At 72.3% G+C, this 24,536-nt stretch carries 19 protein-coding genes; 18 read left to right on the top strand and 1 reads right to left on the bottom strand.

What is annotated here, in order from left to right; genetic code table 11:
• Nucleotides 1–29 precede the first annotated feature (29 nt).
• Nucleotides 30–1,367 (bottom strand): glutamine synthetase family protein, encoded by a 1,338-nt coding sequence (locus tag FED44_RS24210; RefSeq protein ID WP_187406093.1) that lies wholly within the window; start codon nucleotides 1,365–1,367, stop codon nucleotides 30–32.
• Nucleotides 1,368–1,602: 235 nt separating this feature from the next.
• Between FED44_RS24210 and FED44_RS24200 the strand changes: the two genes are divergently transcribed.
• The 18 genes from FED44_RS24200 to FED44_RS24120 form a co-directional block, all read left to right on the top strand.
• Nucleotides 1,603–2,442, top strand: coding sequence for a FadR/GntR family transcriptional regulator (locus FED44_RS24200; RefSeq protein ID WP_138462171.1), 840 nt, complete (start codon nucleotides 1,603–1,605; stop codon nucleotides 2,440–2,442).
• A gap of 200 nt (nucleotides 2,443–2,642) precedes the next feature.
• Complete coding sequence (locus FED44_RS24195) at nucleotides 2,643–3,485, top strand: hypothetical protein (protein ID WP_138462170.1); 843 nt, start codon at nucleotides 2,643–2,645, stop codon at nucleotides 3,483–3,485.
• Nucleotides 3,486–3,674: 189 nt separating this feature from the next.
• The gene (locus FED44_RS35995) at nucleotides 3,675–3,836 is read left to right on the top strand and encodes a hypothetical protein (protein WP_165900921.1); all 162 of its coding nucleotides are present in this window, start codon (nucleotides 3,675–3,677) and stop codon (nucleotides 3,834–3,836) included.
• 143 nt (nucleotides 3,837–3,979) lie between these two features.
• A complete protein-coding gene (locus tag FED44_RS24190; RefSeq protein ID WP_244302217.1) occupies nucleotides 3,980–5,761 on the top strand; it encodes an ABC transporter ATP-binding protein in 1,782 nt (593 codons plus the stop codon).
• A gap of 346 nt (nucleotides 5,762–6,107) precedes the next feature.
• A complete protein-coding gene (locus tag FED44_RS24185; protein ID WP_138462169.1) occupies nucleotides 6,108–6,794 on the top strand; it encodes an SDR family oxidoreductase in 687 nt (228 codons plus the stop codon).
• A 52-nt stretch (nucleotides 6,795–6,846) separates the two neighbouring features.
• Complete coding sequence (locus FED44_RS24180) at nucleotides 6,847–8,190, top strand: formimidoylglutamate deiminase (RefSeq protein WP_244302215.1); 1,344 nt, start codon at nucleotides 6,847–6,849, stop codon at nucleotides 8,188–8,190.
• A 113-nt stretch (nucleotides 8,191–8,303) separates the two neighbouring features.
• Entirely contained in the window at nucleotides 8,304–9,467 is a 1,164-nt protein-coding gene (gene hutI / locus FED44_RS24175; protein ID WP_138462167.1) for an imidazolonepropionase, read from the top strand.
• A 223-nt stretch (nucleotides 9,468–9,690) separates the two neighbouring features.
• Nucleotides 9,691–10,623: a sigma-70 family RNA polymerase sigma factor gene (locus FED44_RS24170; RefSeq protein ID WP_111699521.1), complete on the top strand. Its 933-nt coding sequence runs from the start codon at nucleotides 9,691–9,693 to the stop codon at nucleotides 10,621–10,623.
• 363 nt (nucleotides 10,624–10,986) lie between these two features.
• Nucleotides 10,987–12,276, top strand: a complete 1,290-nt coding sequence (locus tag FED44_RS24165; RefSeq protein WP_208759146.1) for an ammonium transporter — start codon at nucleotides 10,987–10,989, stop codon at nucleotides 12,274–12,276.
• Entirely contained in the window at nucleotides 12,273–12,611 is a 339-nt protein-coding gene (locus FED44_RS24160) for a P-II family nitrogen regulator (RefSeq protein ID WP_111699519.1), read from the top strand. The genes FED44_RS24165 and FED44_RS24160 overlap by 4 nt, the downstream gene beginning before the upstream one ends.
• Before the next feature lie 4 nt (nucleotides 12,612–12,615).
• Complete coding sequence (locus FED44_RS24155; RefSeq protein WP_244302214.1) at nucleotides 12,616–14,922, top strand: [protein-PII] uridylyltransferase; 2,307 nt, start codon at nucleotides 12,616–12,618, stop codon at nucleotides 14,920–14,922.
• 272 nt (nucleotides 14,923–15,194) lie between these two features.
• Entirely contained in the window at nucleotides 15,195–18,539 is a 3,345-nt protein-coding gene (locus FED44_RS24150) for a sensor histidine kinase (protein WP_208759145.1), read from the top strand.
• A complete protein-coding gene (locus FED44_RS24145; protein WP_111699517.1) occupies nucleotides 18,536–18,955 on the top strand; it encodes a roadblock/LC7 domain-containing protein in 420 nt (139 codons plus the stop codon). The genes FED44_RS24150 and FED44_RS24145 overlap by 4 nt, the downstream gene beginning before the upstream one ends.
• A 15-nt stretch (nucleotides 18,956–18,970) precedes the next feature.
• The gene (locus FED44_RS24140; protein WP_111699516.1) at nucleotides 18,971–19,330 is read left to right on the top strand and encodes a DUF742 domain-containing protein; all 360 of its coding nucleotides are present in this window, start codon (nucleotides 18,971–18,973) and stop codon (nucleotides 19,328–19,330) included.
• Entirely contained in the window at nucleotides 19,311–19,895 is a 585-nt protein-coding gene (locus FED44_RS24135) for a GTP-binding protein (RefSeq protein ID WP_111699515.1), read from the top strand. The genes FED44_RS24140 and FED44_RS24135 overlap by 20 nt, the downstream gene beginning before the upstream one ends.
• A gap of 377 nt (nucleotides 19,896–20,272) precedes the next feature.
• Nucleotides 20,273–23,617, top strand: coding sequence for a sensor histidine kinase (locus FED44_RS24130; protein WP_138462165.1), 3,345 nt, complete (start codon nucleotides 20,273–20,275; stop codon nucleotides 23,615–23,617).
• Nucleotides 23,617–24,039: a roadblock/LC7 domain-containing protein gene (locus FED44_RS24125; RefSeq protein WP_138462164.1), complete on the top strand. Its 423-nt coding sequence runs from the start codon at nucleotides 23,617–23,619 to the stop codon at nucleotides 24,037–24,039. The genes FED44_RS24130 and FED44_RS24125 overlap by 1 nt, the downstream gene beginning before the upstream one ends.
• Before the next feature lie 121 nt (nucleotides 24,040–24,160).
• Nucleotides 24,161–24,536 (top strand): DUF742 domain-containing protein (locus tag FED44_RS24120; RefSeq protein WP_138462163.1); only part of this gene is annotated, 376 nt, incomplete at its 3' end.

The raw sequence follows: 24,536 nt of genomic DNA, 5'->3' as shown, positions 1-24,536 counted from the left end.
CACTTCCTCGGTCGCCGGATTGACTATCTTCACAGCCGCTCGAACCCCCGATAGAGCTCCCAGTCGGTGACCGCCGCGTCGAAGGCGGCCAGTTCGACCCTCGCGTTGTTGGCGTAGTGCTCGACCACGTCCTTGCCGAACGCCTCCTCGGCGATGCGTGACCCCTCCCAGAGGGCCAGGGCGTCGCGGAGGGTGGCCGGCACCCGCTCGGCCGGGGAGTCGTAGGCGTTCCCGCCGAACGGCTCCTCCAGATCGAGCCCGGTGTCGACGCCGCGCAACCCGGCCGCGATCATCGCCGCGACCGCGAGGTACGGATTCACGTCGCCGCCCGGCACCCGGTTCTCCACCCGCAACGAGGACCCGTGGCCGACCAGCCGCATCGAGCAGGTGCGGTTGTCCACCCCCCACTTCACGGCCGTGGGCGCGAAGCTGCCGGGCACGAAGCGCTTGTAGGAGTTGACGTTGGGGGCGTAGGCGAGGGTGAGCTCGCGCAGCCCCGCGAGCTGGCCGGCCACGAACCGCCGCCCGGTCTCCGACAGCCCGTACGGCTCGTCGCCCGCCATGACCGGCCTGCCGTCGGCGTCCCGCAGCGAGAGGTGGATGTGGCAGGAGTTGCCCTCGCGCTGGTTCGGCTTGGCCATGAAGGTGATCGACCTGCCCTCCTGGGCGGCGATCTCCTTGGCGCCGTTCTTGTAGAACACGTGGTTGTCGCAGGTGGTCAGCGCGTCGGCGTAGCGGAAGGCGATCTCGTGCTGGCCCAGGTTGCACTCGCCCTTGGCGGACTCGACGTACAGCCCGGCGCCCTCCATGCCGAGCCTGATCCTGCGCAGCAGCGGCTCGATGCGGGAGGTGCCGAGCAGCGAGTAGTCGACGTTGTAGAGGTTGGCCGGAGTGAGGTCGCGGTAGCCCCGCTGCCACGCCTGCTCGTAGCTGTCGTCGTAGACGACGAACTCCAGCTCGGTGCCGACCTGGGCGGTCCAGCCGCGTTCGGCGAGCCGGGCGAGCTGGCGGCGCAGGATCTGCCGGGGAGAGGCCACGACGTCCGAGCCGTCCTCCCACACCAGGTCGGCCAGCAGGAGCACGGTGCCCTCGTGCCACGGCACCCGGCGCAGCGTCGACAGGTCGGGCCGCATCACGAAGTCGCCGTAGCCGCGCTCCCAGGACGACATGGCGTAGCCGTCCACGGTGTTCATGTCGACGTCCACGGCGAGCAGGTAGTTGCACCCCTCCGCGGCGTGGTCCAGCACCTCCTCCAGGAAGTAGCGCGCGGACAGCCGCTTGCCCTGCAGCCGTCCCTGCATGTCGGTGACGGCGAGCAGGACCGTGTCGACCCGGCCCGCCTCGACATCGTCGCGAAGTCGTTCCACGGCGAGCACGACGCCTCCCGTCCAAATGTCTAGAATCAGACCATTGAAGGCATGCAAGCACCCTGCTCCCCTCGTAGTCAACAACACGCGGGACCAACCTCGATCGTGTGGCGGGCCGTCGCCGCGCGGAGGACCCGATGGACACGGCGCTGTTCACGCGGGACGCGCGGGGGATACGGCGGGACGCGCGGGCACGGCGTGTCAGGGCGGAGAAGGGGCGGAGGGACGGCGAGGCATGGACAGCACCCCGGCGCGGGCACCCGCCCCCCGGCCCGCCCCCGAGCCGCGTCCGGCCTCCGCGCCGCGGGCCGCCGCACGGCAGGACTCCAAGGCCGGGGACAGGGCGGCGGACGGCGCGCTCACGGGCGGGGTGTCGCTGCTGCGGCCGGTGCGGGCGGGCAACGCGTTCGAGGAGACCGTCGAGCGCCTGCTCCAGGCCATCAAGCTGGGTGTCGTCGCGCACGGGGAGAAGCTGCCGCCCGAGCGGGAGCTCGCGAACCGGCTCGGCATCAGCCGGGTCACCCTTCGTGAGGCGATCCGGGCCCTGCAGGAAGCCGGTTACCTCGACGTACGGCGCGGCAGGTACGGCGGCGCGTTCGTCGTCTACCGCCCGCCGCGCCCCCGCAAGGGCGACCTGCGCAGAGCGCTCACCCGGATGGGCGAGGACGAGCTAGAAGACGCCCTGACGTTCCGGATGGCCGTGGAGTGCGGGGCGGCCCGGGTCCTCGCGACGACCGAGCTGACCCCGGACCGGCGGGAGACCCTGAAGGCCCGGCTGGCCGGGGTGAACGACGCCGCCCCGGCCGACTACCGCCGCAGGGACATCGCCTTCCACCTCGCCATCGGGGAGCTCACCGGCTCCCCGCTGCTGGCCGCCGCGTGCGCGGACGCCCGGCTGCGGGTCACCGACCTGCTCGACGCGATCCCCGTGCTGGGTCCGAACATCGAGCACGCGGCGGTGCAGCACGCCGCCATCGCCGCCGCGATCCTGGACGGCGACCCCGAGGCGGCGGGCCGGGCGGTGGCCGAGCACCTGGAGGGGACGGCCGCGCTGCTGCGCGGCTTCCTCGCCTGAGCCCCGCGTAAGCGCCGCCTGGGACCGCATGAGCACTGCCTGAGCACCGCCTGAGCACCGCGTGAGCACCGCGTGAGCGCTGCCCGAGCACCGCGTGGAGCGCTGCCTGAGCGCCGCCGGGTCCGGCGCGCACCGCATGACCGTTGCCTGACCACCCCGAGGCGGGCCGTAGCATCGGGGACCAGGGGATGGATAGCCGTATGGCCGACTGGTTTCGCGAACGCGTCGTCGACGCGCACCGTTTGCCGTTGTTCTGCTTCTTCGTGGCGCTGATCACGGCGTTCCTGTGCACGCGGGTGAACGTCCGGCTGATCAGGGCCAGGACGCGGTGGTTCGGCAACGTCAGCGTCGGCGAGATGCACATCCACCACGTCGTCTTCGGGGTGGTGCTCACCCTGCTCGGCGGGGTGGCCGGGCTGGTCCTGTCGGGCGTCTCCCAGGGGTGGTACTCGTTCAGTTCGGCCGTCTTCGGCGTGGGCGCGGCCCTCGTGCTCGACGAGTTCGCGCTGATCCTGCACCTGCGGGACGTCTACTGGCAGGAGGAGGGCCGCACCTCGGTCGACGCGGTCTTCGTGGCGATCGCCGCCACCGGCCTGCTCCTGTTCGGGCTGCACCCGCTCGGCTGGGACGGCGGGACCGCCCCCGCCTTCCTCGTGGTCAACCTCGTCTTCGCCGTGATCACCCTGCTCAAGGGGAAGATCTGGAGCGGCCTGCTGGGGCTGTTCGTGCCGCCGTCGCTGTACGTGGGGGCGGTGCGGGTGGCCCGCCCCGGCTCGCCGTGGGCCCGGTGGTTCTACTCCGAGCGGGCGCGGCGGCCCCGGCCCCGCCTCATGGCCAAGGCGATCCACCGGGAGGAACGCTGGCGCAGGCCGGTCATCCGGGTGAAGATCGCCATCCAGGAGTTCGTCTCCGGCCGTCACGACCTTCCCGCGCCCGCGTCGCCCGTACGGCGCCACCGGCGGCGGGCGGTGGCCCCGCGTCCCCGGCGGGGGGCGGAGCGGGCCGGGCGGCACTGGCGGTCGGGCCGCCCCCGGGCCCGCTGAGCGTCCGGGAGCCCCCTTGAGCGCCCGGGAACCCTGTGCCTCCGGGAACTCTGTGCGTCCGGGAACGCGTGTCCGCTGATCGGACGAAAAGAATTTCGTCGGATTCTGTGGGTATTTCAGCTTATGTACAAGCTGGCGGGGGGCGGGAGGGTCGGCATGGAGTCTCGCGGGCGATTCGTGTTCCGGAAAATGGCGGCGCAACTCAAACAGGAGGCGGCGTTGCTCACCGGCGACCGCCTGATGGCCGCCGAGGCGCGCACCGAGGAGGCCGAGGCATCCCTGTGCCTCACCTGGTACGAGATCATGGACACCATCAGGGACATCCGGCTGCTCTACGGCGTAGGAGGCTGAGGGGTCGCTCACCGGCGCGGCCCGAGGTCACGGGCCGGCCGGGTGCGCCGGCCAGAGACGCGGAATCTCCGCGCGCACCGGCCTTTCCGGTGCGTTAGGGTCCCCGGAAGATCGCACGGTGGGCTCTCGCGGAGGAGATTGCGGTGGCGACGGACGGCGACGACGACGGTTCACCCGCTCCGCCACGCAAGGCGTCACTGGGGGACCGGGCCGCCTGGCGGGTGCTGCTCGACCAGGTCCGGCCTCATCGGCGGACGCTCCTGCTGGGCGGCCTGCTCAGCCTCGCCGGCAGCCTCGCCGGGCTCGCGATGCCGCTGATGGCCAAGCGGGTGATCGACGCGTTCGGCGCGGGCGGCACGATGACCGGCCCGGTGCTCGGTCTCTCGGCCGCGGTCATGGCGGGCGCACTGGTCGCGGCGGCGGGGCGCTTCCTCCTCGAACGCATGGGCGAGACCATCGTGCTCGCCTCGCGCCGGACCCTGGTGGACCGCATCCTGCGGCTCAGGGTGCCCGAGGTGGACCGGCTCAGCCCCGGCGACCTGCTGTCGCGCGTCGGCTCCGACACCACCCTGCTGCGGGCCGTCTGTACCGACGCGCTGGCGTCGCTGGTCGGAGGCGCGTTCACGTTCCTCGGCGCGGCGGTGATGATGGCGATCATGGACGGCCTGCTGCTCGGGGTCACCCTGGCCGTCGTCGCCCTGGTCGCGGTCATGGGCGTGGTTATCGCCCCGCGCATCCGGCGGGCCTCGCTGCGGGCCCAGGAGGCGCTGGGGGAGATGGGCTCGATGCTCGACCGGGCGCTTCAGGCGTTCCGTACGGTCAAGGCCAGCGGCGCGGAGGCCCGCGAGACCGCGGTGGTGACCGCGGCGGCCACCGAGGCGCGCGACCGCGGGGTGGCCGCCGCCGGATGGACGTCGCTGGCCGGGGTCGGCGCGTGGACGTCCATCCAGCTCGCCTTCCTCGCGGTGCTGGGAGTGGGCGGCGCCCGGGTCGCGTCGGGGGAGATGGAGATCTCCGCGCTGATCGCGTTCCTCATGTACCTGTTCTACCTGGTCTCCCCGATCGGGCAGATCATCCAGAGCCTCACCCAGATGCAGAACGGCCTGGCCGCGGTCACCCGCATCCAGGAGATCGCCCTGCTGCCCGCGGAACCGGTCGCCGCGCCCGCCCCGGCGTCGGGCGGCGCGCCCGTCGGGGTCACGTTCACGGACGTCGTCTTCCGGTACGACGAGGACCGGCCGGTCGTGCACCACGGCGTGACCTTCGAGGTGCCGGCGGGCGGCATGACCGCGCTGGTCGGCCCCTCAGGCGCGGGCAAGTCGACGGTGTTCGGCCTCATCGAGCGGTTCTACGAGGCCCGCGAGGGCAGCATCGCGGTCGGCGGGCGCGACATCCGCGACTGGCCGCTCGGCGAGCTGCGGGCCATGCTCGGGTACGTCGAGCAGGACGCCCCCGTGCTCGCCGGGACGCTGCGGGAGAACCTGCTCTTCGGCGCGCCGGAGGCGACCGGCGAGGAGATCGCCCGCGCCCTGGCCCGCACCCGCCTCGACGACCTGGTCGAGCGGCTGCCCGAGGGGCTGGATACGCCGGTCGGCCACCGCGGGGTCCTGCTGTCGGGCGGGGAGCGGCAGCGGGTGGCCATCGCCAGGGCGCTGCTGCGCCGGCCGAGGCTGCTGCTGCTCGACGAGGCGACGTCCCAGCTCGACGCCGTCAACGAATTGCGGCTGCGGGAGGTCGTGGCGGAGGTGGCGCGGGAGACGACGGTCCTGGTGATCGCCCACCGCCTGTCCACGGTGACCGGAGCCGACCGGATCGTGGTGATGGAGGCCGGGCGTGTGCGGGCCTGGGGCACCCACGACGAGCTCGTCGCGGCCGACGCGCTCTACCGGGAGCTCGCCGCCACGCAGTTCCTCGTGGCGACCTGACCGGCGACCGGCGGGCTCGCGCCGACGGGCCGCCGGACGGGCGATCGGATGGACGATCGGACAGGTGATGGGGAACCGTGAGCAGCCCTTACACCTGACCACAGCTTCTTTCGACCGGGAGCCGGGAAGGCAGGAGGTGCGTTACCTCTCCTTCACCACCGCCCCGGACGCCGGGGGCAACGCGCGTGCGGGCGCGCCCGGTGGCCGGGCCGGAGGCGGGGCGCTCCGGTCAGTGGGCCGGGGCGCCCCGCCGCGTTCCAGCGCGGTCCACCGGAAACGCGGGCCGGGCCGGCGTGCGCGGGGCGGGACGGCGGCGACCCGGCGTGGCGACCTAAGGTAGTGCTCCATGCGACCCACGGCTTTGATCACCGGCGCCTCGCGCGGTATCGGCGCGGCGATCGCCCGCGCCCTCGCCCCCACATACGACCTGCTGCTCGGCGGCCGGGACGGCACGGCGCTCGACGCGATGTGCCACGAGCTGCCCGGGTCCCGTCCCTGGGCGGTGGAGCTCACCGACCTGACCCCCGCCGAGGTGGAGGGGGTGGAACGGCTCGACCTGCTGGTGCACAGCGCGGGGATCGTCAGGCTCGGCAACCTCGCCGACACGCCGGCCGAGGTGTGGCGCAGGACGCTGGAGGTCAACGTCGTCGCGGTCGCCGAGCTGACCCGGCTGCTGCTGCCCGCCCTCCGGGCGGCCCGGGGGCACGTCGTGCTGATCAACTCCGGCGCGGGGCAGCGGGCCAACCCCAACTGGGGCTCCTACGCCGCGAGCAAGTTCGCCCTCCGCGCGTACGGCGACGTGCTGCGCGAGGAGGAGCACGCGAACGGCGTGCGGGTCACCTCGATCTTCCCCGGCCGGGTGGCCACGGACATGCAAAGGGACGTGCGCCAGCAGGAGGGTGAGCCGTACGAGCCGGGAAGGTATCTGGAGGCGGAGTCGGTGGCGCGCGCCGTGCTGACCGCGGTGACGGCCACCCCGGACGCGCATGTCACCGAGCTCACCGTGCGGCCTGCGGCGGGACCGACCCGCTGACGGCCCGTCGGACCGGCCGTGGCGCCAGCCACGCCGCCCAGCTGGAGGACCGGTGCACGTGACTTACTGGTGCGAGATGGCGTGGCTGCCGCCCGGCGAGGTCGTGGAGAGCGTCGCGGTGGCGATCGAGGGCTCCCGCATCGGGGACGTCCGGCCGGGTGTGCCGCCTCCGCCGGGAGCCGAGCGGCTGGCCGGGCTGACCCTGCCCGGCCTGGCCAACTGCCACTCGCACGCCTTCCACCGTGCCCTGCGCGGCCACACCCAGACGGGCCGGGGCGACTTCTGGAGCTGGCGGGAGCGGATGTACGCGGTCGCCGAGACGCTCGACCCGGACCGCTACCTCGCGCTGGCCACCGCGACGTACGCGGAGATGGCGCTCGCCGGGATCACCGCCGTGGCCGAGTTCCACTACCTGCACCACGGCCCCGGGGGCACGCCGTACGCGGACCCGAACGCGATGGGCGAGGCGCTGGTCGAGGCGGCCAGGCGGGCCGGTCTGCGCATCGCCCTGCTGGACGCCTGCTACCTGACCGGCGGCATCGGCGACGCGCTCACCGGTGCCCAGGTGCGGTTCGGCGACGGGGACGCCGAGCGCTGGGCGGCCAGGGCCGAGGCACTGGCGCGGGCGCACGAGGGGGCGCGGGACGTGGAGATCGGCGCGGCCATCCACTCCGTGCGCGCGGTGCCTCCCGAGCAGATGCACGTCGTCGTCGACTTCGCCCACCGGCACACCGGCCCGCTGCACGTCCACGTGTCCGAGCAGCGGGCCGAGAACGAGGCGTGCGTGGAGGCGTACGCGGCGACACCGGTGCAGGTGCTGCACGACCACGGCGCGCTCGGGCCGCGCTCGACCGCGGTGCACGCCACCCACCTGTCCGACGTGGACGTGGCGCTGCTGGGCGGTTCGACCAGCCACGTGTGCATGTGCCCCACCACCGAGCGGGACCTCGCCGACGGCGTGGGCCCCGCCCGCCGGCTCCTGGACGCCGGCACGCCCGTCACGCTGGGCAGCGACAGCCAGGCGGTCATCGACCTGTTCGAGGAGGCGCGGGCGGTGGAGCTGGACGAGCGGCTGGTCACGGGGGAGCGCGGCCACTGGCCGGCCGCCGACCTCCTGCACGCCGCGACCGCCGCCGGGCAGGCGTCCCTTGGCTTCCCCGACGCGGGGTGCCTGGTGCCCGGCGCGTGGGCCGACCTCGTCTCCGTACGGCTCGACTCGGTCCGCACGGCGGGGGCGACGAGGGCGTCGGCGGCGGCGTCGGTGGTCTTCGCGGCGACGGCCGCCGACGTGCACTCGGTGGTGTCCGGCGGGCGGCGCGTCGTGACGGACGGGCGGCACGTCCTCGGCGACGCGGGCGCGCTGCTGCGCGAGGCGCTCGCCCCGCTCGTCCCCTGACCGGCGCCGCGGCCGGCCCGGGTCGCGCGGGCGCCCTGCTCGGCCCCGAATAGGGGATTCCAGGCGGGCCCGGCGGGTTTGCGCGGCGCTGGGCCTGGCGAGGATCAGGAGACGTGTGGCCGAGCGACGCGACTTCCACGGTGTTCACCGAGATCGGACTGCTGTTCACGGGAGATCCCGAACGAGAGGAGATCCGGGACGCCGCGCTGGTCGCGGAGAAGGGGGTGGTCCGCTGGATCGGGCCCACGGCCGGCGCCCCGCCCGCCGACGAGCGGGTCTGTGTCGAGGGACGCGCCGTCGTCCCGGGGTTCGTCGACAGCCACGCCCATCTGGTGTTCGCGGGCGACCGCACCGCGGAGTTCGCCGCGCGGATGGCGGGCCTGCCCTACACGGCGGGCGGCATCCGCGCCACCGTCGCCGCGACCCGGGCGGCCACCATCCCCGAGCTCGTCTCCACGACCGCGCTGCTGGTCTCGGAGATGACGATGCAGGGCACGACGACCTTCGAGATCAAGAGCGGGTACGGCCTCACCGTCGAGGACGAGCGGCGCAGCCTGGAGATCGCCCGGCAGTTCACCGAGGAGACGACGTTCCTGGGCGCGCACGTCGTCCCGCCGGAGACCACCGCCGACGAGTACGTCGAGCTGGTGACCGGCCCGATGCTGGAGGCGTGCGCGCCGTACGCCAGGTGGGTGGACGTGTTCTGCGAACGCGGCGCGTTCGGCGAGGAGCACGCGAGGCGGGTGCTCGCGGCGGGCCGCGAGGCCGGGCTCCAGGTCAGGGTGCACGCCAACCAGCTGGGGGAGGGGCCGGGCGTGCGGCTGGCCTGTGAGATGGGGGCGGCGTCGGCCGACCACTGCACCTTCCTCGGCGACGCCGACGTGGACGCGCTCGCGTCCTCCGGGGTGGTGGCCACGCTGCTGCCGGGAGCGGAGTTCTCCACCAGGTCGCCGTACCCCGACGCGCGGCGGCTGCTCGACGCGGGGGTCGCCGTGGCGCTGGCCACCGACTGCAACCCGGGGTCGTCATTCACCACGTCGATGCCGTTCTGCATCGCCCTGGCCGTCCGGGAGATGGGCATGACGCCGCTGGAGGCCGTACGGGCGGCCACCCGCGGGGGCGCGCGGGCGCTGCGGCGCACCGACGTCGGCACCCTGGGCGTGGGCGGCCGCGCGGACCTCGTCATCCTGGAGGCGCCCTCGTACGTCCATCTGGCGTACCGGCCCGGCGTGCCGCTGGTGGCACAGGTGTGGCGAGGGGGACGCCGCCTTGTTTAGACCCGGCACACCTGGGTAAACGGCTTTTTTCCCGGCCCCGCATCCTCCTTGGGGAGGAACTGGAAACCATTCCCCGGTCGTATTCATTTGGGGAATCTTTGCCATGGACCGGCCGTTGACCGGGTCAGGAGCAGGAAGCCGGGGGCCACGCCGAACGGGGCGGACGTGTCCGGTCACCGGCTCACATATTGCATATCGTGGCGGCGGAACGAGGTGCCATCGTATGGCGACGGGGAATCGGACGCAGGAGCAGCAGATCGCTGACCGGGATCTGCTGGGGACGTATCTGGCCGAGATCGGCCGCGTTCCGTTGCTGACCGCGGACCAGGAGGTCGAGCTCGCCAAGCGGATCGAGGCGGGGTTGTTCGCCGAGCAGTTGCTCGACGGCGGGAGGGCCGAGCCCAAGATCGCGGACGCGACCGACGAGGAGCTCGAGCGCCTCGCCGTTTCGGGGCGGCGGGCGAAGGACGAGTTCATCCAGGCCAACCTGCGTCTCGTGGTCGCCGTGGCGAGGAAGTACTCGGGGCGGGGGATGCCCCTGATCGACCTGGTTCAGGAGGGCAACCTCGGGCTGGTCCGGGCGGTGGAGAAGTTCGACTACCGCCGGGGGTACAAGTTCTCGACCTACGCCACCTGGTGGATCCGGCAGTCGGTCGGCCGTTCCATCCACGAGCAGGCGCGGCCGGTGCGGCTGCCCACCCACGCGGGCGAGCAGATGACCCGGCTCATGCGGGTCCGCAGGGACATGCTGGCCGAGTTCGACGCCGAGCCGACCGACGCCGACCTCGCCGAGGTGCTCGACCTGCCGATCGAACGCGTGCAGGAGCTGCGCCGCTGGGCGTCCGACCCCGTCTCGCTCCAGCTCGGGGTGGGCGACGAGGACGAGACCGAGCTGGGCGACATGATCGCCGACGAGACCTGGGCCGACCCTGAGCAGCAGGCCATGGCCACGCTGGAGAAGGAGCGCCTGGAGCAGTGGCTGACCGGCCTGGAGGGCCAGATCCGCGACATGCTCCGCTGGCGGTACGGCCTGGTGGACGGCCGCGAGCACACCCTCACCGAGGTGGGCGAGCGTTACGGCATCGGCCGTGACCGCGCCCGGCGCATCGAGCGCGACGCGCTGACGCGGCTGCGGAAGATGGCCAGCGCCGCCTGACGACCGCCGTACCGGGGTGACCCGGCGGGTGGCCCGGGCGGCCCCTCAAGCGGCTCGGTGAACCCCGGCGGCACCCGTGGCGGCCGGCGTGCCGGCCACGACGACGCGCACCCCCAGGGGTGCGCGTTTTGTCGTTCCCTGCACGTCCGAAACTTGGCCGAAACACGAGATGGGCGAGTTTCACACATGTGAAACACGCATGGTCATGAGCTGAAACGGCGGAAGAACACGCTTTCGCCAACGTCAGTGAGCCAGCCGGCCGAGGAAGCCCGGGACGACGCCACTGAGGGAGTGATAACCGGCCACACGCCAAATGTAAGGAGGGCCGCGTCGGTGAAGATCGATACCGGTACCACCGCCTGGATGATCACAGCAACCGCACTGGTGCTGTTGATGACGCCCGGGCTCGCGTTCTTCTATGGGGGCATGACCAGGGCGAAGAGCGTCCTGAACATGATGATGATGTCGTTCGTCAGCATCATCACCGTCACCCTGACCTGGGTCCTGTACGGCCACTCGCTGGCCTTTGACGCCTTCGGTGACGGGGACAACGTCATCAACAAGATCATCGGCGGCGGGGACGCCCTGGGTCTGCAGAGCCTCATCGACACGGCCACCAAGGACGACGGCACCGGCATGCCGAACCTGGTGTTCTCGGCCTTCCAGCTCACCTTCGCGATCATCACCGTCGCCCTCATCAGCGGCGCCATCGCCGACCGGGCCAAGTTCGGGGCGTGGGTGGTCTTCGGCATCGCCTGGGCGACGCTGGTCTACTTCCCGGTCGCGCACTGGGTCTGGGGCGGCGGCTGGCTCGCCGGTCTCGGTATCGAGGACTTCGCGGGCGGCACCGTCGTCCACGTGAACGCCGGAGCCGCGGGCCTCGCGCTCGCGTTCGTGCTCGGCAAGCGGACCGGCTGGCGCAAGGACCCCATGCGCCCGCACAACCTCACCCTGGTCCTGCTCGGCGTGGGCCTGCTGTGGTTCGGCTGGTTCGGCTTCAACGCGGGCTCCGAGCTCGCCGTCGACGGCACCGCCGGTCTCGCGTTCATGAACACCCAGGTCGCCACGGCCGCCGCGGCCGGCGCCTGGATCCTCGTGGAGAAGCTGCGCGACGGCCACTCCACCACCCTCGGCGTCGCCTCCGGCGCCGTCGCCGGCCTGGTCGCCATCACCCCCGCCTGTGGTTTCGTCGACCCGTGGGCGGCGCTCGTGCTCGGCCTCGTGGCCGGCGCGGTCTGCGCGTACGCCGTGGGCCTGAAGTACCGCTTCGGCTTCGACGACTCGCTCGACGTGGTCGGCGTCCACCTGGTCGGCGGCGCGATCGGCGCGGTCTCCCTCGGTCTCATCGCCCGCTACCCCTTCGCCGACGGCCAGAACGAGGGCCTCATCTACGGCGGCCCGATCTCGCAGCTCGGCGTCCAGGTGCTCGGCCCTGTCGCGGTGGGCCTCTACTCCTTCATCATGGCCTATGTGATCGGGAAGATCATCGACAAGACGATGGGCTTCCGGATCGAGCAGGAGGACGAGGTCACCGGCATCGACATCACCACCCACGCCGAGACCGGCTACGACCTCGGCACCGTCCACTCCTCGGGAGTGGCCTCCGTCAACGGGCCCGTTTCCGCGGCACAGGCGAAGAAGGTCGACGCATGAAACTCATCACCGCAGTCATAAAGCCGTTCAAACTGGACGACGTGAAGGCCGCCCTGGAGCAGTTCGGCATCAAGGGAATGACGGTCTCGGAGGCCAGCGGCTACGGCCGCCAGCGTGGCCACACCGAGGTCTACCGTGGCGCCGAGTACCAGGTCGACCTCGTGCCCAAGGTCCGGGTCGAGGTCCTGGCCGAGGAGGACGACGCCGAGGACGTCATCGACGTCATCGTCAAGGCGGCGCAGACCGGGAAGATCGGCGACGGCAAGGTCTGGTCGGTTCCCGTGGACACGGTCATCCGGGTCCGCACCGGGGAGCGCGGACCGGAGGCGCTGTAACCGGATGATGAGAGGGGAGGCGCGCTCGTTCGCCGCGACCCGCAAGGACCGGGCCGCGGACATCGACAGATGGCTCACCGATCTGTTCCGCACGGCGGCCACCCGGCCGTACGCGCGGGAGGAGGGATCGGGAGGGAAGGGCGGCCTCCCCGACGAGCGAGGCCCCGCCGCTCCCACCGGGATCAGCGGCGTGGCCCTGGTCGCGGTGGGCAGCCTGGGCCGGGGCGAACTCGCCCCCGGCAGCGACCTGGACCTCGTCCTGCTCCACAACGGCCGCGACGACGTGGCGAGGATCGCCGACCGGATCTGGTACCCCATCTGGGACTCGGGGATCGGTCTCGACCACTCCGTCCGCACCGTGGACGAGGCGGTGAAGGTCGCGAGGGAGGACCTCAAGGCCGTGCTCGGGCTGATCCAGGCGCGGCACGTGGTGGGCGATCCCGAACTGACCCGGTCCGCCCGGGAGGCGGTGCTCGTGGAGTGGCGGGCCGACTCCCGGCGCAGGCTGGCCGAGCTGCGGGCGTCGGCGGACAAACGCGCCGAGACCGGCGGCGAGCTGGCCTTCCTCCTCGAACCCGACCTCAAGGACGCCAGGGGCGGCCTGCGCGACGTGCAGGCGATGCAGGCCGTGGCCGCCGCCTGGGTGGCCTCGGCCCCCGGCCCCCGCGTCCGCGAGGCGTACGAACTGCTGCTGGACATCAGGCACGGGCTGCACCTGGTCACCGCCCGGGGAACCGACCGCCTGGTGCTCCAGGAGCAGGACGCGGTCGCCGGGACGCTGGGCATGCTCGACGCCGAGGCGCTGATGCGCCGCCTGGCGGAGGCCGGCCGCACCATCTCCCACGCCTTCGACGCCACCTGGCGCACCGTCGACCGGCTGCTGACCGGTCCCGCGCCGCGCGGACGGCGGCCACTCGCGGACGGCGTCGTCGAACACGGCGGCGAGGTCGTGCTGGCCCGCGGCGTCACCCCGCGCTCCGACCCCACGCTCGTGCTGCGGGCGGCGGCGGCCGCCGCCGAGGCGGGGCTGCCGATGGCGCCGGCGACGGTCAACGCGCTCGCCGCCCAGTCGCCTCCGCTGCCCGTGCCGTGGCCCCCGGAGGCCCGCGGCGCGCTGGTGGCGCTGCTCGGCGCGGGCCGGGCCGCCGTACCGGTCTGGGAGGAGCTCGACCAGGCCGGCGTGCTCGTCAAGCTGATCCCCGACTGGGAGCGCGTGCGGCACCGTCCCCAGCGCAACCCGGTCCACCGGTACACCGTGGACCGGCACCTCATCGAGACCGCGGCCGGAGCCGCCGCCTTCACCCGCGAGGTGTCCCGCCCGGACCTGCTGCTGATCTCGGCGCTGCTGCACGACATCGGCAAGGGCTGGCCGGGCGACCACTCGACCACCGGTGAGATCGTCGCCCGGGACATCGGCGCCCGGATGGGCCTGCCACAGGCGGACGTGGAGATCCTCGCCACAGTGGTGCGGCATCACCTGCTGCTGCCCGAGACCGCCACCCGGCGGGACCTCGACGACCCGGTGACCATCTCCCGGGTGGCCGAGGCGATCGGCTCCCGGGAGGTCCTCGAACTGCTGGCGGCGCTCGCCGTGGCCGACGGCACCGCGACCGGCCCGGCCGCGTGGAACTCCTGGAAGGCGTCTCTGGTCTCCGACCTGGTCAGGCGGGTGAGGTCGGTGCTGTCCGGCACGCCGCCGGCGCCGGCGCCCGCGTTGTCGGCCGAGCAGGCGGCGCTCGCCCGGCACGGCGGCGGAGCGGTGCGGGTCAACGGCAGCGCGGTCACCGTGGTCGCGCCCGACCGGCCGGGCCTGCTGTGGCGGGCGGCCGGGGTGCTCGCGGCGCACCGGATGGCGGTGCGCGCCGCCTCCGCCGCGTCCGCCGGCTCGACCGCCGTCATCGAGTTCGTCGTCGTCCCCGAGTACGGCTCGCCGCCGGATCCGGCGACGCTGGAGGCCGATCTGCGCCTCGTCCTGGCCGGACGGCTCGACATCGAGCAGCGCCTGGCCCGGCGGGCGAGGTCCATGCGCCCTTCCCGGGTGCCGGTGGCGCCGCCGCGCGTCACACTACTTGACGACGCGTCCAACACGGCGAGTGTGGTGGAGGTGAGAGCGCACGACAGGCCTGGTCTGCTGTGGCGTATCGGCCGTGCCTTCGGCGAGTGCGGACTTGACGTACGGGCCGCGCGTGTGGAGACTCTGGGCGCAGAAGCGGTGGATGTCTTCTATGTGGCGGATCGTACGGGCCGCCCCATTGTGGACGAACAGCAGCGGATCCAGGTGCGTGAGCACGTCCTCGCGGCCCTCAGGTGATAAGGGTCACGATCCTCACCTCTTGGTAACAATTGGGGCGCTGCGGCAGGGGTAGGGCCGCTCGCCTTGATGACCTTGTGGTCGAATTGTCCCCGCTTATATAGCTGTGTCACTTCATGCTGTCCAGACGCGTGAAGGCAGGCCGAACGATGGCGGGGCCGGTGAGCATGAAGCAGTCGAATACCGATAACCGCAGGCGGAGGAGCCCGTTCTCACCGCGCAACTGGAGGGTTCCCACACGCCTGACCGCGCTGATCCTCGCTCCGACGCTCGTGGCCGTGCTCCTCGCCGGCCTCCGCGTCGTCAGCTCGATGGACAGCCTGACCTCCTACCAGCGGACCAGGTCGGCGGCGGAGTACTCGGTGCACCTGCGGGACCTGGCCGAACAGCTCGCCCTCGAACGCGACCTGTTCGTCTGGGGAGGCAACAGCAGGCGCAAGTTCGACATCGACGGCCAGACCGAGCTGACCCGCGCCGACCAGCGCGCGGTGGTGGACCCCCTGGTGCAGCAGGTGAGGGCCGACCTCAAGAACGTCGACGCGGACTACGGCGCGCGGGCGGGGGAGCAGGCCCAGCAGCTCACGAGCCGCTTCGCCAGCCTCGCCGGCATCCGCGCCAACGGCGCGCCGGAGGACTACAGCGCGCTGATCGCCAACATCCTGCGCCTGCACGACGAGCTGGGCACGAGCGACGGCGCCCCCGAGATCGTCGGCGACGTCCGCGCCCTGGGCGGTCTCGCCCACGCCAAGGAGGAGGTGGCCCTGCAGCGGGCCGCCCTCACCCGCGAGTTCATGGAGCGCAACCAGACCTTCACCACCTTCGAGCTGCAGGACTTCCTGGCCGCCCAGTCGCGCCAGGCGAGCTACCTCGCGACGTTCTACTCGGAGGCCCCGCAGGCCGAGGCGACCCGCCTGGTGACCCTCTTCGCCGATCCGGGCGTCGTGAACGGCGAGCTGACCAAGTCGTGGGCGCTCAGGCTGGGCCTGCAGAACCAGTCGCTCAGCCGTTACCGCAGCAGGGACAACACGGCCCAGCGGTGGTTCCAGGACAGTACCAAGACCATCGAGCAGATGGCGGCCGTCGAGGGCCGCGTGTCGTCGCTGGTGCAGGACCGGACCCGCGACCTGCAGTCGGCCGAGCAGCGCAACGCCCTCATCGCCGGGGCCCTGATCCTCGCCCTCCTCGTCCTCGTGCTGGCCACCACGGCGCTCATCGCGCGCTCGATGGTCCGGCCGCTGCGCCGCCTGCGGGTGGAGGCGCTCGACATCGCCGGACGCAGGCTGCCCGAGATCGTACGGCGGATGCGCGAGTCGGACGACCCCGACCGGGAGTCGCAGGTGCAACCGATCGCGGTCGGCAGCACCGACGAGATCGGCGAGGTCGCCCAGGCATTCGACGAGGTCCACCTGCAGGCCGTACGGCTGGCCGCCGAGGAGTCGCGCCTGCGGGCCAACGTCAACTCGATGTTCGTGAACCTCTCGCGCCGCACCCAGACGCTGGTGGAGCGTCAGATCTCACTGATCGACGGCCTGGAGCGGGGCGAGGAGGACGGCCGGCGCCTCGCCGACCTGTTCAAGCTGGACCACCTCGCCACCCGCATGCGCCGCAACAGTGAGAACCTCCTGGTGCTCGCCGGCCACGAGCCGCCGCGCAAGCGCAGCCAGCCCGCCCGGCTGGTCGACGTGGTCCGCGCCTCGCTGTCGGAGGTCGAGGACTACGAACGGGTCGTCGTCCGGATTCCCCGCAGCATCGCCCTGGCCGGGCACGCCGCCAACGACGTCGTCCACCTCCTGGCCGAGCTCGTCGAGAACGCCATCGCCTTCTCGCCGCGCAACACCAAGGTCGTGGTCTCCAGCAGCCCGGTCGAGGGCGGGGCCGTGATGCTCGGGGTCACCGACGCCGGAATCGGCATGTCCGCCGAGGAACTGGCGGAGATCAACCGCCGCCTCGCCGAGCCGCCCACGATCGACGTGTCGGTGTCCCGCCGGATGGGCCTGTTCGTGGTCGGCCGCCTCGCGCTGCGCCACGGCATCCGGGTGCAGCTGCGCCGGGGTGACGGCGCGGGCATCATCGCGATGGTGCTGTTCCCCGCGCAGCTCATCTCCAACGCCGACCAGCCCCTCATGCCGCGTCCGTCGGTCCCGGTCGGGCAGACCGCGGCCGGGCTGCCGGCCCGGCAGGCGTTCGCCGAGCCCAACCCCACCGGCCAGGCGCCGGGAGCGGGCCCGTTCGAGCCGTGGAACCCCGGAAACGGCGCGGCCGGCGGCGTGGGATCGCGCCGTCCCCCGGTGGCCGGCGGCGCCGGGTCCGGCGGAAACGGCTCGGGCGGCTTCTCCGCGTTCGGCGCTCCGGTCAGGGAGGCGCCCGCGCCGCCCGAGCATCCGTACGGCGCGCCGGGTCCCGCCGAGGCGCCGCCGGCCGAGACCCCATACGCCGGAAACACGGCCACCGGTAACACGTACACGGGGAACTCGGGTCCGCAGCCGATGCCCGGAGCACCGGGAGGGTCTCCGGACGCGGACTCCCTCCGCCCGGCCTTCGGCGGGCAGGCGGGCGCGTCGTGGCCCTCGGCGTTCGGCACGCCGCTCGATGAGGAGCCCGCGCCCGGCCGGTCCGAATCCTCCTGGCCGTCACTGCCCACCGGGCCGACCCCGCTCCCGCGGCGGGACGCGGCCACCCCGGCCGGCACGACCGGGCCGAACGCGTTCCCGCAGCCGCCGCAGAGCACGGGTGAGAACGCGCTCGCACCCTCTGCTTACAGCACCGGGCCGAACGCGTTCCCGCCGTCACCCCAGAGCACGGGTGAGAACGCGTTCCCGTCCTCTCCCCAGAGCACCGGACCGAACGCCTTCGCCCCGTCGCCCCAGAGCACCGGGCCCAACGCGTTCCCGCCGTCGCCGCAGAGCACGGGTCCGAACGCCTTCACTCGGGAAAGCACGGGGGTGAGCGCTTTCACTCCGGCGCCGGGAGGCACGAGATCACCGGGAGACACCGGGCCGACCGCCTTCCCTCCGCCGCCCGCAAGGGCGCGGGCCGGCGGCGCGGGGGACCTCGCGTCGGCGACCGGTCCGCTGCCGGAGGCGGAGGACTCGCCGCTGGAGCGCGGCGACGAGTTCCTGCCGATCTTCGCCTCGGTCGAGTCGGCCTGGTTCCGCCGTCCTTCCGACACCGGTCCCACCGCGGTCCCGCCCGCGGACGGGGAGACCGCGGCGGAGACCACAGGAGAAATCGCGAGAACCCCCCGGGCCGCCGCGGCCCCGGCACCGGCCCCCGGGCCGATGGACGGGCCGGCGGACGGACGGGCGAATGCCGCCGAGCAGTCCGGCGACACCGGCTTGTGGCGGTCGCGGGCCGACAGTGGTTTCCAGGCCGCGGCGAGCGTGCGCGACCCGTCGCTCGGCGGCGTCACCGCCGCCGGACTGCCCAAGCGCATGCCGAAGGCCAACCTGGTGCCCGGCTCGGTCGGCACGGAGAGCGCCGCGCCTCCGCGTCCGCCGGTCTCGGCCGAGGCGGTGCGCAACCGCCTTTCCAGCTTCCAGCAGGGTGTGCGGCGGGGTCGGGCCCAAGCGGCCGGCGGCCTCACCGAAGGGTCGGGTAAAGAGGAGGAGGGCTCGTGACTGAGCTGAGCGTGGAAGCACGCAGGTTCGACTGGCTGATCACCGACTTCGTCGGCACCACCCCTGGGGTGGCGCACGCGGTGGTGGTCTCGTCGGACGGCCTGCGGCTGGCCCAATCGGACGGCTTCCCCCCTGACCGCGCCGACCAGCTCGCGGCGGTCGCCGCCGGCCTGCTCAGCCTCACCGTCGGCGCCTCGCGGGTGTTCGAGGGAGGCTCGGTCACCCAGACCGTGGTCGAGATGCAGCGCGGGCTGCTGCTGGTCATGGCGATCAGCGACGGGTCCTGCCTGGCCGTGCTGGCCTCCCCGGACTGCGACATGGGTCTGGTGGCCTACCAGATGACCCTGCTCGTGGAACGGGCCGGACAGGTGCTCACCCCGGCGCTGCGCGCCGAGCTGCAGACATCGCGGCGATGACCATGGGAGTGAGGCATGCGCGATCGTGACGGGACAGAGGACGAACCTCTGTTCCGTCCGTACGCCGTCACCGGTGGGCGAGCCGAGCCGCGTTATCACCTGGCGATGGAAACGCTCGTATCATCGGTGGCCTTGAAGAGCAATGACTATTCCCTGCTCGGTCCGGAGCAGGAATCGATCATGATGCTGTGTCGTACCGTACGATCGGTCGCGGAGATCTCGGCGCTGCTCCGGGTCCCGCTCGGCGTGGCCCGTGTGCTCATCGCCGACATGGCCGACGAGGGTCTGGTCCGCCTGCACATGCCGCAGCTCAACCAGGGACAGCCAGACCTCAACCTGCTCGAAAGGGTGCTCAGTGGACTACGCAGGCTCTAGTCGTGGTCTTACCTCGACGAAGATCGTCGTGGCGGGTGGGTTCGGCGTCGGGAAGACGACCTTCGTCGGTGCCGTCTCCGAGATCCTTCCGCTGACGACCGAGGCCGTGATGACCGACGCCAGCGCCGGCATCGACGACCTGGGGCTCACGCCGAACAAGACGACCACGACGGTCGCGATGGACTTCGGCCGGCTCTCGCTCGACCAGGACCTCATTCTCTATCTGTTCGGCACTCCGGGGCAGCACCGCTTCTGGTTCATGTGGGACGACCTCGTCCGCGGTGCCATCGGGGCGGTCGTGCTCGTGGACAGCCGCAGGCTCGCCGACTGTTTCCCGGCCATCGACTACTTCGAGGAGGCCCAGCTTCCGTTCCTCGTCGCGATGAACGGCTGGGAGGGGCAGTTCCTCCACTCGGAGGACGAGGTCCGCGAGGCGCTGTCCCTGCCCCCGCACGTTCCGGTCGTCCGTACGGACGCCAGGTCGCGGGACGCCGTCAAGTCCACGCTCATCAGCCTGGTCGAGTACGTGCTCACGGTCCGGGCCGCGTACGGCAGGACATACTGAGCGCGGTCCCGTGAGCCCTCGGGGAGAGGGCGGCGAGGGCGGTACCCCCGGGGTGCCGCCCTTCGTGGCGTCCGGCCGCGGCCGCGCCCGGCCGGGCCGCCCGCGTCACCGGATTCCGAGCCTTCTGCCTGTGGTTTCGTGAGATGGTGGCCTAGCCGGAAGGGCAGAATCCGGTAATGAAGACGACCCGATATTTAATCAAATAACATCATCTCCGTGCCTGTATAGGTTGTTTGTGCACGGGTGTTCGGTTGGCCTCCCTGGTGTCGGTGTGCTGCAATTACCCTCGCCTGCAGGACGTCTCCCGTGTCACGCCGACCACATCCGTGACGAGACACTCCCCCTGTGCGCACATACGGCGAGAGGTTGCGAAGCCTGTGAGGACACTAGACCCCCGGACCGATGAGAGCCCCGGGACCGGGGTTCCGGCTGAGCAGGAGCCCGACGAGGGAAGCCGTTTCCTCCTGCGTAACTGGCGGGTGCGTTCCCGGCTGGTGGCGCTGATCCTCATACCCACGCTGGCCGCACTGGTGCTCGGCGGGTTCCGCATCGTGACCTCGGTGGCCACGGCGGCGCAGTACCAGCAGACGAGCCAGCTGGCCCGGCTGGTGGACCGCGTCGCGAACCTCACCCACGAACTGCAGACCGAGCGGGACCGGTCCGCGTGGAGCGCCACGATCGGCCGCCCGGCCAAGGCGGCCGCCGCCGTCAAGGCGCAGACCATCCTCACGAACAAGGCGGCCACCGCCGTACGCGACCTGGCGAACGAGATCAGGACCGGCGTGAGCGACCGGGCCTCCGCCGAGATCGAGCACATCCTCGGCAAGCTCGACGGCGTGGAGTCGCTGCGCGGCCAGGCCGCGGAGGGGAACCTGCAGCCGCGGGCGGTGCTCGACCAGTACACCCTCGTCATCGACAACCTGCTGGCCCTGCAGGACGAACTGGCCAAGGGCACGGTCGACGACCGGCTCGGCTCCATGTCGGTCACCCTGGCCGCACTCGCCCGCGCGAAGGAGAGCGCCTCCCAGCAGCGCGGCCTGCTGTCCACGGTGCTGACCTCCGGCCGGTTCGAGCAGGCCCAGCTCCAGAGCTTCCTCGGCGCGATGTCCGCCCAGGAGAGCGAGCTGCGCGCGTTCCGCAAGAGCGCCACGCCGGAGGAACGGACCGACTACGACAACACGGTCTCCGGCGGCAGGGTCGACCAGGCGGAGTTCCTCCGGACGCTCGTGCTCGACCGGGCCAACTCGGGCTTCGACCTCAGAGGCCTCGACCAGTCCGTGCGCGACGACACCCGTCTGTGGTTCGACGCGATCTCGCAGCCGATCAACCGGATGCGCACCGTCGAGGCCAAGCTGACGTCGGCGATCGTGGCCCGCGGCCAGTCGCTCAAGGACGACGAGCAGCAGCGGGCCGTCGTCATCGCCGTCGCCGTCGCGCTCCTGCTGATCGCGGTGCTGCTCGTCACCGCCGGCGTCGCCCGCTCGCTCGTACGCCCGCTGCGACGGCTGCGCAGCGAGGCCCTGGAGGTCGCCGGGCAGCGCCTGCCCGACACGGTCCAGAAGCTGCGGGAGGCCGGTGACAACGCCCAGGTGCCGGCCATCGTCCCCATCGGCGTGGTCGGCCGCGACGAGATCGGCGAGGTGGCGCGGGCCTTCGACGAGGTCCACCGTGAGGCCATCCGCCTCGCGGGCGACGAGGCGCGCCTGCGCAGCAACGTCAACGCCATGTTCGTGAACCTGTCGCGGCGCACGCAGACCCTGGTGGAACGCCAGCTGTCCCTGATCGAGGGACTGGAGCAGGGCGAGCAGGACGAGGACCGGCTGGGCAACCTGTTCAAGCTCGACCATCTCGCCACCCGCATGCGCCGTAACAGTGAGAACCTGCTGGTCCTCGCCGGGCAGGAGGCCGCGCGCCGCTGGGGCCAGCCGGTGCCCATCGTCGACATCGTCCGCGCCTCCCTGTCGGAGGTCGAGAACTACGAGCGCGTCGACATCCAGGTGCAGCCCGGCGCGTCCATCGTCGGCCAGGCGGTCAACGACGTCGTCCACCTGGTGGCCGAGCTGGTCGAGAACGCCATCTCCTTCTCGCCCCGCGACACCAAGGTCACCGTGTCGAGCAACCGCATCGACGGCGGTGGCCTGATCATCTCCGTGAGCGACCTCGGCATCGGCATGACGCCCGAGGAACTGGCGGAGACGAACTACCGACTGGCCAACCCGCCGGTGGTGGACGTGTCGGTGTCCCGCCGGATGGGCCTGTTCGTGGTCGGCCGCCTCGCGCTGCGCCACGGCGTCCGGGTGCAGCTGCGCCAGCAGGACAGCGGCGGCCTGACGGCCATGGTGCTGCTGCCCGAGTCGCTGCTGGCCCACGCCGGCCCGGCCTTCCCGGGAGTGCCGGGCATGCCCCAGCCGGAGCTGACCAGCCCGATGCCGGCCGTCGGGACCGGGCCGCAGTTCGGCGCCCCCGCGTTCGGCGAGCCCGCGTTCGGCGCGCCGGCCCTCGCCAGCCCGACCTCGTTCGACAACCCGCCGCGCACCCCCGTGTTCGGCGCGGACGCGCCGGGGGTCGGCGCCCCGGCCGCCGCCTCCTTCGAGCGCGGGCCCTTCGAGACCTTCCCGCGCGAGACGACCGGTTTCGACCCCGATCCGTTCTCGCGCAATCCGTTCGAGCCGCCGCAGCGGAACGCGGGCAACGACCCTTTCGCCCGGAACCCCTTCGAATCGGGCGGCTTCGAGCGCCCCGCGGAGCCGGATCCCTTCGCCCGGAACCCCTTCGACAGCGGGGGGTTCGGCCAGCCCGACCCGTTCGCCCGCAGCCCGTTCGAGTCCGGCCCCTTCGACCGGGCGGCCTTCGACAAGACGCCCCTCGACAAGGAGGCCCCCGACAGGGGCTTCGCCGACAGGACGCCGTTCGAGAAGACGCCGGCCGAGCGGGACCCGTTCGAGACCACGACCTTCGACTCCGGACCCTTCGACTCACGCGCGTTCGAGTCACGCCCGTTCGACTCGGGCGCGTTCGAGTCGGGCTCGTTCGAGTCCAGTCCCTTCGACACCAACCCTTTCAACCGCGGCCGCGTGGGTGAGGCGCCCGTCGACACGCCCTGGCCCGGCCACCTGCCGCCGCCGGGGAGCGCCTCCTGGCCGGGAGGGCAGGAGGAGGGCGGCGCGGGCTGGCCCGGCTGGGCCGGACGAGGTTCCTTCGAAGGCGAGGACAACACCGGCCCGCTTCCGGTGGTGCGCAGCTCGCCGCTGGAGTCGGAGGAGGAGTACCTCCCCATCTTCGCCGCAGTCGAGTCGGACTGGTTCAAGAAGGCCGACGGCCCGGAGGAGAAGGACGACTCCGCCGAAGACGGCGCGGAGAGCAGGGCCTGGTCGTCCCCGGCCGACGTCGGCTGGCAGGCGGCCCAGGCGGCCAGCGAGCCGGCCCTCGGCGGGGTCACCTCGTCGGGTCTGCCCAAGCGGGTGCCCAAGGCCAACCTCGTGCCGGGTTCCGCCAACGCTCCCGCACCCTCCGCGGAACCCGCCCCCGCGGCGGCGGCCACCCCGCCGCCACCCCCGCCCGTGCTCTCGCCCGAGCGGGTGCGCAGCAGGCTCTCCAGCTTCCAGCAGGGCGTACGGCAGGGCCGTGCGGTCGCGCGCGGGGAGGCCGGAGAGGACCAGGGATACCCCGGGGCGGCGTCCCTGGGCATGCCTGATGCCCAGGACAGTGAGAAGGAGGACTGATGAGGGAGATGAGTCAGGCCGCACGCGGCATCAACTGGTTGATCACGGACTTCGTGAACAACGTGCCCGGTGTGGCGCACACCGTGGTGGTGTCGGCCGACGGGTTGCCTCTGGCGTTCTCGGACGGATTTCCGAAGGATCGGGCGGATCAGCTGGCGGCGGTGGCCGCGGGGTTGATCAGTCTGACGCAGGGGGCGTCCCGGGTGTTCGAGGGCGGCCCCGTCACGCAGACCGTGGTGGAGATGCAGCGGGGTTTGTTGCTGATCATGTCGATCAGTGACGGGTCGTGTCTGGCGGTGCTGGCTGCGGCGGACTCGGATCTCGGTCTGGTGGCCTATCAGATGACGTTGCTGGTGGAGCGTGCGGGGCAGGTGCTGACCCCCGCGGTCCGGGCCGAGCTGCAGTCGTCCCACCCGAGGTGACCGGCGTTCCGTGAGCTGAGACCCACGGCGGAGGACAGATCGGGAAACGCGCCCCGGGAGCGGGGCGCACGGGGTGGCCACCGGGATTCCGGAGTGACAACGAGAACGTCAGGAGGACGTTGTGGCAGGCGGAGGCTGGAACAACGAGCCCTACCCGCCGGTGGCCGACGCCCACCGGCAGTACGGCGGTGCGACCCCCGTCCCGAGGCCGGCGCAGACGGAGCAGAGCTCCCTCGTCCGGCCCTACGCGGTGACGGGAGGACGGACGACGCCACGCCTCCAGCTGGCGATGGAGGCGCTGGTCTCCTCCGCCACCTCGGTGCACCAGGACCTTTCCACGCTCACCCCGGAGCGCCAGGCGATCAGCACGCTGTGCCGTCAGGTGCGGTCGGTGGCGGAGGTGTCGGCGTTGCTGCGGATTCCGCTGGGTGTGGTTCGTGTGGTGATCGCGGACATGGCGGCGGAGGGGTTGGTGCATGTGCATCAGCCGCAGTTGG

The sequence above is a fragment of the Microbispora triticiradicis genome (assembly GCF_005864065.1).
Classification (GTDB): domain Bacteria; phylum Actinomycetota; class Actinomycetes; order Streptosporangiales; family Streptosporangiaceae; genus Microbispora; species Microbispora triticiradicis.
This window is presented reverse-complemented; position numbering and strand designations above follow the sequence as displayed.